The sequence below is a fragment of the Pseudomonas sp. MF06569 genome (assembly GCF_059862735.1).
Genome location: NZ_JCBCUZ010000019.1, coordinates 70,996 through 83,691 on the forward strand (window position 1 = coordinate 70,996; position 12,696 = coordinate 83,691).

Consider the following 12,696-nt stretch of genomic DNA (forward strand, 5'->3'; position numbering starts at 1 on the left):
TGCCTGTAAAACCAGGGCGATCTCATCGCGAGCAAGCCCGCTCCCACATTGAGGTTTCATTGCAAACTTTGGTGTAAGCTTTGCGGCTCTCCGCATTCGACCCTTAGCGAGCCCTATGCCGTCGCTCTTCAAACGCTCTTTGCTGCCTAAACTGCGCAGCTTTCCGTTATCTGCCGATGCTTTCAGTATCCTGCCAAGCGCAGCGGATTTTCGTCGCTGTCTGTTGGAGCAGATTGCAGGCGCACGCCACCGCATCACGCTGGTGGCCTTGTATCTGCAACAGGATGAGGCCGGGCAGGAAATCATGGACGCCTTGCATGCCGCCAAAGCGGCGCGTCCCGAACTCGAAATCGCGGTTGTCGTCGACTGGCTGCGTGCCCAGCGCGGGCTGATCGGTGCAGGCAAGCAGCCCGGTAATGCGGCCTGGTATCAGGCGCAAACCGCATCCCACGCCACCCATGTGCCGATTTATGGTGTGCCGGTCCAGACCCGCGAGCTGTTCGGCGTGCTGCACCTCAAGGGCTTCATCGTTGACGACTGTGTGATCTACAGCGGCGCCAGTCTGAATAACGTGTACCTGCACAAACTCGACAAGTACCGCTTTGACCGTTACCACGTGCTGCACAACAAGCCGTTGGCCGACACCATGCAGCGCTTTGTCCAGCAAGACCTGATCGAGACCAGGGCGGTCCATCGCCTGGACCTGCCAACACTGCCGACAACCCGCAGTTTGCGCAGCGCCATCGGTGATTTGCGCAGCCATCTGAAAAAAGCCAGCTACGACACCAGCGCCGGTACAGTCGGCCACTTTGGTCTCTCGGTCAGCCCGTTGCTGGGCGTGGGCAAGAACAACCCGCTGAGCCGGGTGATTTGTGAACTGATTGCCTGCAGTCAGCAGCAACTGACCATTTGTACGCCGTATTTCAACCTGCCGCTGCCTGTGACCCGTGAAATCAATCGGGCCCTGGAGCGTGGGGTGCGGATTGATATCGTGGTGGGCGACAAGACGGCCAATGACTTCTACATCCCGCCCAGCGAACCTTTCCGGGTTATCGCGGCGTTGCCGTATCTGTATGAGTTGAGCCTGCGCCGGTTTGCCAAGAGTCATCAGCGCATGATCGACAACGGTCTGTTGAATCTGCACTTGTGGCGCGAAGGTGACAACACCTACCACCTCAAGGGCATGTGGGTCGATGATCGCTATACCTTGTTGACCGGCAACAACCTCAATCCGCGTGCGTTCCGCCTGGACCTGGAAAACGGTTTGCTGATTGATGATCCGCGTCGCGAATTGCTGGAGCCTCGCCGCAAGGAGCTGGACGCCATCTTTGCCCATACTCAGCGCATCGATAGCTTCAAGAGCCTGGAAACACTGGCGGATTACCCGCCAGCGGTGGCCAAGTTCTTGCGTCGCGTCAGCCGGGTACGGATCGAGCGCTTGCTTTACCGGATTCTCTAATTACCCGTGGGAGCGGGCTTGCTCGCGATTGCATCGACGCTGAGTAACAGATACCCCGCGTCGTTTCTATCGCTAGCAATCCCGCTCCCACAGGGTAGGGATCACGGGATATACACCACGCTGCCCCCCTCACGGCGATGCAACAGGCGATCACCGTTATCCGGCTGGCTGGTAATGACCTGGTGGTCCACGCTCAGGTAGCCCAGGGGCAGGGGATCGCCACTGCGAAACTGGGTGAAGATCAGCGTGCGTTTCGGGTCGAAGTGCTGGCCGCTGGTTTTATCCAGCCAGGCCATCAGTGCGGCACTGTCGCCGTTGCGGGGGAAGTCCTGGCTCTGGTCGATATAGAAGAACGGCTCGCCTTCATTCTGGACATACATCGGCAGTTTGTTGTCGACATCGATCATCACCATGCGCCATTGATCCCAGGGCGCCTGCTCGCTGGCCCGCGCCTTCACATCCTGGCCGAACTGGATAACCCCGCCACCACCGTTGGACCAGGGGTATATCACCCCCAGTACCAACAGCACGGCTGCAGCGCTGACGCCAAAGCCGATCTTCCAGCCACGCCCGCTGCTTTTGCGTTGCGCCATGCGCCGTGTCACCCACCAGGCGGCCAATAGCTGCGCAAAGGGCACCAGCGGCAGCACGTAATAACTGCGCCGACTTCCACTGGCGGTGAAGAATACAAACAGCAAACCCACCCCCCACACCAGCCAGCGTGTATTGGGCTCGATGTAACGCCACTGCCGCACGGCCACCCACAACCCGATCATCCAGAACGGCGCCCAGGGCAGGGTGTAAGCCGGCAGGTAAATCAGGTAGGTGTAAATAGGCCCCATGTGATCGAAGGGATTGAAGAAGCGCACCACGTTTTCACGCAGCACCAGCCCCAGTCCGCTTTCACCATATGTTGGCGCGCCATACAGATGGGACAGGACAAAAGGCAGCATGTACACCGCCCCTGCAACGATCAGGGCCAGTAACAGGCGCAGGTTCAGATGACGCTTCCAGCGTTGCTCCCCCAGTAGATGAGGCAGCAGAACCAGCCCCGGCAGGATAAAGCCGATCAGTCCCTTGAGCAGGGAGGTCAGGGACAGCAGCAGAAAGAACACGCAATAGCGGCTGAAGCGGGTGTCCTGCGGGTCGCGCCAGTACCACCACACCGCCGCCAGAAGACCGAATACGGTGAGAATGTCCGCTGTCGCCACCCGTGCCCAAAACACAAAGTAGAAGGTGGTGGTCAGCATCCATCCAGCAATCAACCCGGTGCCTTTGCGAAACAGTTGCTCGCCGATCAGGTACACCAGCCATACGCTGAACCAGGCTGCGACAACCGAAGACAGGCGCAGCGACCAATGCCCCAGGCCGCCCGTCAGCCCGGCGGTTGCCGTGATCAGCCAGTACGAGGGCAAGGGCTTGTCGTAGTAGGGTGATCCCTTGAGGTACGGGTCCAGATAATCGCCGCTTTGCAGCATCTGCAGTGCAATGTTGGCCCAACGGGTTTCCGGCCCCCACAGCTCCCTCGAGCCCAGGCCGAGCAACAGCAGCAGGGCAGACACGGTCAGTAGCACCAGCAACGCTTTCTGGTTGCTGTCCAGGCGCTTGAATACCGTCATTTAAGGCTGAACCCCGGGGAAGATAAATATCGACAGATCGCCGCGCTCGTAGCGTTTGCCGCCCACCGGCAGCAGCTCGACTTCGTGGGTTTCCAGTGCCGAATGAACTCGCATGACGACCCCGACAGAACCGCGCCTCTGGGCGTCCTTCATCCAGTGAGCGATGTTATCCATGTCAACCTGACGCGCAGCTGAATCGGCATACCCCAGGCCGTACTTGAGTTCGCCCACGGTGTTGTAAAGACTCACGTCAGGTCGCCCAAGGCGCCATGAAAGCGCCGACGCAGCGCCCAGGTCGTTGCTTAACAACGTGCTGGTCTGACTCAGTTCCTGCACATGTTCGGCGATAAACTGGTCGGGCATTTTACTGTTGACGATTTGTCCCGGCATGGCTGCGGGCAACAAGGCCACCAGCAAGCCCATGCCCAGCGCGGGTGCGGCCCACAGCTGCAAGGGGCGCAGGGCTTGCAAGGCATTGCTCAGCAGCCAGCCGAGCAACACGATGTAGCCCAGGGACAGGCTGAATATCTCGGTGTTGTCATAGACCGGGTGGCTGATTTGCAGATAAATCAGCCCCGCCAACCCGGCTACGGCCAGCAGCGTATTCAACACACCATTGATGCGTAGAGTCCGGCTACGCGCCTGGGCCAGCCAGGTCACCAGTGCATGGCCCATCAACAGTGCCAATGGCAAAAGGCACGGCATGATGTAAGTCGGCAATTTGCCCTTGCTCAAGCTGAAGATGGCCAGCGGCAGCAGCATCCACAGCAACAGAAAACCAATCGCTGGCTGGCGCTTTTGCTTCCATGCATCGAGCAGGGCTGCGGGCACCAGAGCGGCCCACGGCAGACTGGCGGCCAGCAGGATGGGCAGATAGAACCACCAGGGTTGAGTGTGTTGCGCATCGGCTGCGCTAAAGCGACGGATGTGTTCGTTCCAGAAAAAGAATTGCCAGAAATCCGGCTCCTGATGATGTATCGCCAGCGCCCACGGAACACAGATAGCCACTGCGACCAGGATCGCCAGCGGACCGTAAATCAGCACTTCCTTTATGCGCCGCTGCCACAGGGCATACGGCACCGCGATCAGTACGGGTAATAACCAGGCCAGAAAGCCTTTGGTCATGAAGCCCATGCCACAGGCAACGCCAAGCACTGCCCATGAGCAAAGGCGCCCGCGGCGAGTCTTGCTGTCAAAGGCAAACCATACCGCGACCAGGCTCAGATTGACCCAGAAGGTGAACTGCGGGTCCAGGTTGGCATATCCGGCTTGCCCTGCGACCAGCCCAAAGCTCATGTAAAGCAGGGCACTGGCGAAACGCTTGCGAGGGTCATCCCAAAGGCGGCCAGCGATTAGCCACGCCAGCCAGACACTCAGCCCGGTGCTGAGCGCAGAGGCGATGCGCACGCCAAACAGGTTGTCACCAAACACGGCCTGGCCGATGGCAATCATCCAGTAGCCGGCGATGGGCTTTTCGAAATAGCGCAAACCCATGAAGTGCGGCGCGATCCAGTTGCCACTGTGGAGCATTTCCTGACTGATCTGGGCATAGCGGGTTTCGTCGGGTATCCACAGCCCGTGGCTCATCAGTGGCAACAGATAAAACACCACAAAAGCCAGTATCAGACTGGGCAAGGCCAAGCGTTCCAGACCCTGGATCCGGAAGGTGTGAGGGACAACGGCAACCATGCTTTCCACCTGTAAGCCCGTTATAGACGTAAGTTATGGCCGGCACGTTAAACAGGAGCAGGTGGGCGAGAGGTGAAGTGGATGTGAAAAAAACGCATGTCGCCACTTGGCATGCAGGCCCCAGTTGCCGGACAGACGTGACGACGACTGCCCGTAATTGACCTAAAGCTGTCCTGAGTCGATTTGTCGCAGGCCTTGCTGTATCGCCCGGTTTTACTGGCTGCGGGAGGCGGAGCGCACCATAGAGGGGCGTCTGTACCGTGCGACAGGTCAGTGAGAGTGTTAAATTCTGCGCCCATGCAACACGTCTATCCCACAGCAATCGTACGCACTGAGCCTGGTCAGACCTGGCATCGGGCAGCGTACACACCTGCCTCGTCGCACGCAGGGTTGAGGCCTTTATCGTTTAAAGGGCCGCTTAAAGGAACCTTACATGAATGAATTACTGACTCGCCGCCGCGTAGTCACCGGTCTTGGCTTGCTCAGCCTGGGCTTGATCGCAGGTTGCGACAGTGGCAGCGGTTTGTCATACAAGTACGGAAAAGACCTGAGCAATGAAATCCTGGGGCGCAAGTTCAAGCTCAGGGATGCTGAGGGTACCGAGATGATGCTCGGCAGTTTTCGCGGGATGATGCCGATGATTTTCTTCGGCTTTACCCAGTGCCCCGCGGTATGCCCGACTGCGTTGGCCCGTGCGGCACAGGCCAAGAAGATGATGGGGCCTGACGGTGATCGGCTGCAGGTGGTCTTTATTACCCTCGATCCGGAGCGGGACAAGCCGGCCATGCTGGATGCCTACGTGAAAGCCTTCGATCCGAGCTTTATTGCATTGTCCGGCACCCTGGAAGAAACGGCTGCCACGGCTAAAGAATTCAAAGTGTTCTACGAAAAAATCCCTACGGGTGATTCGTACACCATGTCCCATACGGCTACCAGTTTCGTCTTCGATTCCCGTGGTGTGTTGCGCCTTGGCTTGTCGCCGTCACTCTCGGCCAAGCAATGCACTGAAGACTTGCTGACCGTGATGTCCGTCTGTTAATCAACGCCTCCTTTGAAAGAGTCAACCCTATGAAGCCTGTGAACTACCTGTTGCTGTCGCTGCTGGGCCTGAGCCTGCAGGTTAACGCGCAAACTGTTGTTGATGATGCCTGGGTCCGGGCCACCGTTGCGGGGCAACCTTCGACCGGCGCTTTTATGCACATCACGGCCAGTAGCGACAGCAAGCTGGTTGAAGTCCAGTCACCCGTTGCCAAGACCGTGCAAATTCACGAGTCGAAGATGGAAAATGACGTGATGAGCATGCAGCCTGTTGCATCGGTGGCATTGCCAGCGGGCAAGAGCGTTGCCATCGTGCCTGAGGGTTATCACGTGATGCTGATCGACCTGGTCGGTCAGATTAAAGTCGGTGACCAGGTACCGTTGACCCTGATTGTCGAAGACAGCAAAGGGGTCAAAGAGTCGATTGAGGTCAAGGCCCAGGCACGGGCATTGAACAGCATGCCGATGCATCACGATCATGGTTCGATGCACTAAACCGGGCAGAGTCCTTGTAGTCGCTGCCGAAGGAACGAGGCTGCGTCCGGCGTGATGCGGCACCCCGACGTAGCCGTCGTAAAATCTGCTTTCACGGCTTGTCAGGCATCCCGCGTGTACTGGCTTTGCGACCGCTTCGCGATCGAACGTAGCCTCGTTCTACTCGTCAACTGCTACGGCGCGTTGTTGACGGCGAAACCTGTAGCCGCTGCCGAAGGAGCGAGGCAGCGGCTACAGGGGCGACGGGTTTAAATGTGCGTCAACCCGATCAGAAACGCCCCGTCAGCGGGTACTCAACCGCAAGACGTATCTGATCGGTGTCCAGTTCAGCCTGTGCCTTGTTGCCGCGATGAACGTTGTGTCGCAATGACATGATGGTGCCCTTGGCCGTTCCGCTCTGAATCACGTAACGCGCTTCCAGATCCCGCTCCCAGTGTTTCCCGCCTTTGCCATAGCCCAAATACGCATACCCGCCCCGAGGGTCGACATGGCTGCCGTCGATCTGGCTGCCACGCACGTAAGCGGCGCTGAATACCAGTCCGGGCATGCCCCAAGGGGTCATTGCCAGGTCGTAACGTGCTTGCCACGACTGCTCATTGGGCGCGTTGAAGTCAGACAATTGCACCGCATTGGTAAGGAAAATGGCGCCCCGCGTCACGTAATCGAACGGCGTATCACCATGAACTTTCTGATATCCCAGGCTGAAACTGTGGGGGCCTTGGGCATAGGTGCTGAGCAAACTCCAGGTGGTGTTGTCGATGTTGCCTGATAGCGCCTTACCTTCATCGGTGGTGCGGTACAGGTTCAGGTTCAGCGACAGGGAACGGTTTTCATCAATGGCGTGGCTGAAGACGGCCCCCAGGTAATGCTGGTTCCAGGTGTCCTCATAGCGGGAACTGTAGAGACTGGCGCTGAGGTTTTTGCTTGGGGTGTAGACGACACCTGCGAGGTCGAAGGCATTGCCTTTGGGCCCGTTCGAGTAGTTCACCACAAAGCCCTGATCGTGGCTGCTGGCGTTGCGGTCAGTGCTTTCGGTGAAATGCCCGCCGACCATTTTCAGGTCATTGATCTCGTTGCTGGTGAGGAACACCCCCGTGGCGGTTTCCGGTAGCAGGCGACTGTCGGATGAGCTGAAAACCGGCGTCTTGACCCGCTGTTCACCATAGGAGAGCACGGTATTGGACATGCGCAGTTTTATCGCTGCGCCGCCTCGGCCGTAGTTGTCCTTGGGGTAGCCGTCGTTATCCAGCCCGAGCAGGCGGGCCTTGCCTGCGCGTCCGCCGCCGCTGTCCAGCTTGAGCCCCATGTAGGCGTGGGCATCCACTCCAACGCCGATCAGGCCTTGGGTGAAGCCTGACTGCAGGGTGCCCATCAAGCCGTATGCCCACTCTTCGGCATAGCCATTGCGCTCCGAGCGCGGTTTATAGGCATTGCGTGCGCCGCTGTTGCTGGCGCCATGACGATATTCGCGGCTGTCGTAGACCGTACGGTTGAGCACGCTCCAGGTGCTGTCTTCGATAAAACCGTTGGCCTGTTCCTGTGCCGACTCGGCAAACGCCAACGGGCTGGCGAGAGCGATCAGGATCGCGGAGCGCGATCGCACGGCACTCATTTTTCCACCTGCTGTTTTTGCAGGGAGGCGTTCAGGCGGTCGAGTGCACGTTTGGGTAGCGTAGCGGGCAGTTGCGGGGGCTGAGCTGACGGTTCGCCTACCTGGATCAGCATTACCATGCCCATGGCCAGGTGCGGGATGCACTGAATGCCATAGAGCCCCGGCACGGTGAAGGTCTGCTCGATTTCCTGATTGAGCTTGCCTTTGAACGGTTGTGCCCCTTCAGGCAGCAGACCGGGCAGGGTGGCGGCATTGTGGCTGCTTTGTGTGGGGATGAACTTGACCGTGTCACCGGGGGCGATCTGCAAGTAATCCGGTTCATAGACCATGCCGGCCGTGGCGCTGCGGGTAAGCATTTTCACTTCGTGGGTCTGGGCCAGTACCGATGTACAGAGCAGGGCAGTGGTCAACAGCAGGGTAATGGAAGAAATACGCATGAGTTGCTCTACATAAAAAGGTTTAAAAGGGGCGCATTCGTAAAATCTGTGCGCCGTCAAAAGGGTCAGTCAAATAGTGCGCCTGGACCCCGAAGGTGGCCTCAAGGCGTTGTGGGGTCAGGACTTCAAGGGGGCTGCCCAGCGCAATTAAACGGCCTCGCTCAAGAATCGCCAGGCGATCACAGCTCAGCGCCTGGTTGAGATCGTGCAATGCGATCAGGGTCGTCACGGGCAAGGCCTTGACCATTTTCAAAATGGCCAGCTGGTGCTGGATATCAAGGTGATTGGTGGGCTCGTCCAGCAACAGGATCTGCGGGCGCTGGGCCAGGGCCCTGGCGATGTGTACACGCTGGCGCTCACCCCCTGAGAGGCTGCGCCAGGTTCGGCTGCGCAGGTGTGTTGCATCCACATCGATCAAGGCCTGCTCGACGATGGCCGTGTCGTTGCCAGACCACGGGCACAATGCTGACAGCCAGGGAGTGCGGCCAAGGGCGACAGCATCGAACACACCAATCCCATCATGGGTATCGGCATGCTGTTCAACCACCGCCAGTTGTTGCGCAATGGTGCGTTGGCTCATTTTTCTGAGCGGCTGTCCGTGGATAAAGGCTTCGCCACGGCTGGGCACACGCAGATTGGCCAGCAGCTTGAGCAGCGTGGATTTGCCCGAGCCATTAGGCCCGATAATGCCCAGGGTCTCGCCTGGGAGCGCACTCAGGTTGATGCCTTGCAGCAGTTGAGCAGTACCGACGCAGTAACTCAGGTCGCTGCAACTCAATACTGGAATTGCCTCATTCATCGGGCATTTCTCCTGCTGATCAAAATCAGCGCAAAAACCGGCGCACCGATCAGCGCGGTAACGACGCCTACAGGGATCACCTGGCCCTTGATCAGGGTGCGGGAAAGAATGTCGGCGGCGATCAGAAACAATGCGCCGCCCAGTGCGCTCAGGGGGACCAGGCGCCCATGGCCGGTGCCTGACAGCAAGCGCACGGCATGGGGGATGACCAGCCCGACAAAGCCGATGGAGCCGACAATGGACACCATCACAGCAGTCACCAGGGCTGCACAGCTGATCAGCAACAGTTGCACCCGGCGCACAGGAATTCCCAGTGACGCCGCAGAGTCCGCACCAAACGTGAACGCATCCAGTGCCCGTCTGTGCCACATGCACACCGCCAACCCGAGCACTGCCACTGGCACTGCCAGCCATACCGAGGACCAGCGCACGCCACTGAGGTTGCCCAACAGCCAGAACATGATCCCGCGGGCCTGTTCAGAGCTGGCCGATTTGGTGATCAAGAACGCGGTGATCGCGTTGAACAACTGCGAGCCGGCTATCCCCGCCAGAATGATCTGGGCACTGGTACTGGCTGGTCCGCTGACGCGAGCCAGCACAATGACCAGAGCAAAAGCGGTGATGGCTCCGGCAAAGGCTCCTGCAGACAGGGAGATGGCGCCCGCACCCAGGCCCAGTACCGCCACCAGCACGGCACCGGTCGAAGCACCGGCAGAAATGCCAAGCAAGTAGGGGTCGGCCAAGGGGTTGCGCAGTAAAGACTGCAACACCACCCCGCACGTCGCCAGCCCGGCACCACAGGCTGCAGCCACCAAGGCACGGGTCAGGCGATAGTTCCAGACAATGCCTTCGTCGATCGGATCAAGCACATACCCGGCAGCCCACAGCTTGTTGGCCAGCACCTGGAGCACCACGCCCGGGGCGATCGGCGTTTCGCCGATGGCAACCCCGCCAAGCACTGCCAACAGCAAGGCCACGAAGGCCAGCAGTGTGAGCATCAGCCTTGCACTCATTTGGGCAGGTCGTAGGCATTGATGGCTGTCGCGAGTGTTTCGAGCCCGTCGAACATGCGCAGGCTGGCCTGCATGGCATGGGCATCAAGGATGATGATGCGGTTGTTTTTGACGGCATCCATGTTGCGGGTCACAGGGTCGGTGCGCAGGAATTCGAGTTTTTTCTCAACGTCATCGGCCGGGAAACGACGTCGATCCATGCGTGCGATGATCAGGAACGTCGGGTTGGCCTTGGCCAGGGTTTCCCAGCCGACGGTTGGCCATTCTTCATCGGATTCCACAACATTACGTATGCCCAGGGTATTGAGCATAAAGTCGGGGATGCCCTTGCGACCTGCAACGTAGGGGTCGATGTCCAGGTCGGCACTGGAGAACCAGAACAGCGCGCTGGTGTGGCTCAGGTCCTTGCCCTTGAGCGAGTCGGTGGATTTTTCAAGGCCGGCCTTGAGTTCGGCGTTGAGCTGTTCGCCGCGCTGCTGCACATCGAACACTTCAGCCAGCTGGGTGATGCTCCTGTAGACGCTGTCAATGCTGAATGCCTGCAGGCGAGTGCCGTCTGCACCTACAAGATTGTCCTTGCCCTCACAGTCCGAAGGCATCAGGTAGGTGGGTATTTTCAGTTCGTGAAACTGTTCGCGAGTACCCACCACGCCCTGCGGGCCCACCATCCATTCCAGTTGCACCGCCACCAGTTCCGGGCGTTTTCCAATCACCGACTCAAAGCTTGGGTCGTTGTCGGCAAGCCGCTCGACCTTGTCGTTCTGCGCCTTGTACCGGGCGGGTACATCGTTGAACCACAGCGAGGTGCCCGCCAGTTTGTCGCCCAGGCCCAATGCATAGAACATCTCGGTACCGGCCTGGCCGATGGTCACGGCACGCAGGGGTGCGTGCTGAAAGGTCAGCGAGCTGCCGCAGTTTTCGATTGTCAGGGGGTATTGGGTAGGGGCCGCATGGGCCAGTGCTGGCAAGGCAAGGGTGGCAAGAAGGGTAACAGCGCGGTGCAACAGCATGATGCAATCTCCATTTGATCGTACACAAAACGCAGGTGTACAGCCGGGAACACATCACCGAGCACTGTTGGCGCAACAGCACGAGAGCAAGGATGCCTTCCCCGGACACCCCGCCGGTTGGTTTTTTGACTTTGCCGGCAGGTCTCCTGACTGATGGGTCATCGCCTGGCTCCAGCCTTCCCGGGAGGTATCCCAGTGGCAAACACGGAGCAGGCTCGTCATCTACAGTTGCGGGGGCAGTTCCGTTTGGTGCGACAGAGGCACTTCGGATTCCCTTTTAACCCCCCCTTGGGGGGGACCGGCGGCGGGATGATAGTCGATCTTGTTTGCAAGAGGGAGTGGGTGTCAGATTCAGAAATACTTGAGCCAGGCAATATCTCTGCGACGGGCTTTCAAGGCAGCAAACCAGCGCACCGGCCAATACAGCGATGTGGCCAGCAGTACTGCCGTCAGCCATACCGCAGCGATACTGTCAAAACCGAAGTAGCTGCCCTGGTTCTGGCCAAACAGGGCGACACTCGCCACATACAGCACTTTGAGCACGTACAGGTGCAACAGGTAGAAGAACATCGGTGCAGCGCCGAAAACGGCCAGGGTGGCGATCCACTTGCGTTGCCCGGCCCGCTCAAACCCCAGTAGCAGCAACAGGCCAGCCCCCAGGGTCAAGGCGAGAAACAGCAGCGAAGGCGGATATTTGGTGATGTTGAAAAAGCTCATCAGGCTCTGCGTGAAGCCGTCATGACTCACCCACGGCGCTTCCCCATAGCCATTCAGTAAACGCAGTACGACAAAACCCAGCAGCGCCACCGTACCTGCAAGCAACAGATAGCGCTGACGTACGTCAGCCGGGGCAGAGCGGGCAAACCAGGGACCCATGCAGTAACCCAGCGCGATCACACCGATCCAGGGCAGCACAGGGTAAGACGTGCGCAGGCGCAAGTTGTCCGAGAACTCGATCCAGCCACGATCATGCAAAATCGCCCAAGGGATATGCATCATCGAATCCACGGGGAAATGCAGGGTATCGAGCAGGTTATGCCCGGCGACAATGACCAGACCCAGTACCAGCAACAGTGGACGGGGCAGCCAGACCAGCGCTGCAAGGGCAATCATGCTCACGCCAATGGCCCAGATCACCTGCATATAGATGACCGAGGGCGGGAGCTGGAAGGTCCAGGCGAAATTGACCAGAGTGAACTCCAGCACCACCAGAAACAGCCCGCGCTTGAACAGAAACGCCGAGACATCGCGCTTGCCCTGATACTTCTCGCCGTACAAAAACGCCGACAGACCGGTCAGCAAGACAAATACCGGGGCACACAGGTGGGCAAGGGTCCGGCTAAAAAACAGGGCAGGGTCGGTGATGTCGACGTTCATGGGATCGGACACCTGGCGGTGCAGAAAGAACGTCTCTCGCACATGGTCCAGCAGCATCAGGAGGATAACCAGGCCACGCAGGGCGTCGATGGACAGCAGGCGCTTGTTGGGAGGTGGAGCGAGGGTTGCGGTAGTCATTGAGGGATCA

11 protein-coding genes and 1 riboswitch are annotated in these 12,696 nt (G+C 59.0%); of the genes, 3 read left to right on the plus strand and 8 right to left on the minus strand.

What is annotated here, in order from left to right:
• The first annotated feature begins 115 nt into the window (after positions 1–115).
• Positions 116–1,459 (plus strand): CDP-diacylglycerol--serine O-phosphatidyltransferase, encoded by a 1,344-nt coding sequence (gene pssA / locus AC19YQ_RS17085; protein ID WP_133079196.1) that lies wholly within the window; start codon positions 116–118, stop codon positions 1,457–1,459.
• 101 nt (positions 1,460–1,560) lie between these two features.
• Here pssA and AC19YQ_RS17090 read toward each other — a convergent pair whose 3' ends face one another.
• Positions 1,561–3,078, minus strand: coding sequence for an ArnT family glycosyltransferase (locus tag AC19YQ_RS17090; protein ID WP_500595555.1), 1,518 nt, complete (start codon positions 3,076–3,078; stop codon positions 1,561–1,563).
• Positions 3,079–4,767, minus strand: a complete 1,689-nt coding sequence (arnT, locus tag AC19YQ_RS17095; RefSeq protein WP_500595556.1) for a lipid IV(A) 4-amino-4-deoxy-L-arabinosyltransferase — start codon at positions 4,765–4,767, stop codon at positions 3,079–3,081.
• Positions 4,768–5,200: 433 nt separating this feature from the next.
• On the opposite strand from arnT, the gene AC19YQ_RS17100 reads away from it, so the two are divergent.
• Positions 5,201–5,806 carry an SCO family protein gene (locus tag AC19YQ_RS17100; protein WP_019827121.1) on the plus strand — a complete coding sequence of 202 codons (606 nt, stop codon included), beginning with the start codon at positions 5,201–5,203 and terminating at the stop codon, positions 5,804–5,806.
• 29 nt (positions 5,807–5,835) lie between these two features.
• On the plus strand, positions 5,836–6,300 hold the full coding sequence (locus AC19YQ_RS17105) for a copper chaperone PCu(A)C (protein ID WP_219262213.1): 465 nt from the start codon (positions 5,836–5,838) through the stop codon (positions 6,298–6,300).
• 268 nt (positions 6,301–6,568) lie between these two features.
• Here the strand turns inward: AC19YQ_RS17105 and AC19YQ_RS17110 are convergent, their stop codons facing one another.
• The 6 genes from AC19YQ_RS17110 to AC19YQ_RS17135 form a co-directional block, all read right to left on the minus strand.
• Positions 6,569–7,912 (minus strand): OprD family porin, encoded by a 1,344-nt coding sequence (locus tag AC19YQ_RS17110; protein ID WP_133079192.1) that lies wholly within the window; start codon positions 7,910–7,912, stop codon positions 6,569–6,571.
• Positions 7,909–8,349: a pseudoazurin gene (locus AC19YQ_RS17115; RefSeq protein WP_500595557.1), complete on the minus strand. Its 441-nt coding sequence runs from the start codon at positions 8,347–8,349 to the stop codon at positions 7,909–7,911. The genes AC19YQ_RS17110 and AC19YQ_RS17115 overlap by 4 nt, the downstream gene beginning before the upstream one ends.
• Before the next feature lie 22 nt (positions 8,350–8,371).
• The gene (locus tag AC19YQ_RS17120) at positions 8,372–9,148 is read right to left on the minus strand and encodes an ABC transporter ATP-binding protein (protein WP_405046682.1); all 777 of its coding nucleotides are present in this window, start codon (positions 9,146–9,148) and stop codon (positions 8,372–8,374) included.
• Positions 9,145–10,149: a FecCD family ABC transporter permease gene (locus tag AC19YQ_RS17125; RefSeq protein ID WP_445261369.1), complete on the minus strand. Its 1,005-nt coding sequence runs from the start codon at positions 10,147–10,149 to the stop codon at positions 9,145–9,147. Before AC19YQ_RS17125 ends, AC19YQ_RS17120 begins: the two co-directional genes overlap by 4 nt.
• 8 nt (positions 10,150–10,157) lie before the next feature.
• Positions 10,158–11,171 carry an ABC transporter substrate-binding protein gene (locus AC19YQ_RS17130; RefSeq protein WP_339474648.1) on the minus strand — a complete coding sequence of 338 codons (1,014 nt, stop codon included), beginning with the start codon at positions 11,169–11,171 and terminating at the stop codon, positions 10,158–10,160.
• Between the two features lie 119 nt (positions 11,172–11,290).
• A riboswitch (cobalamin riboswitch) is annotated at positions 11,291–11,489 on the minus strand.
• 33 nt (positions 11,490–11,522) lie between these two features.
• Positions 11,523–12,686 (minus strand): acetyltransferase domain-containing protein, encoded by a 1,164-nt coding sequence (locus tag AC19YQ_RS17135; RefSeq protein WP_339474649.1) that lies wholly within the window; start codon positions 12,684–12,686, stop codon positions 11,523–11,525.
• Positions 12,687–12,696 lie beyond the last annotated feature (10 nt).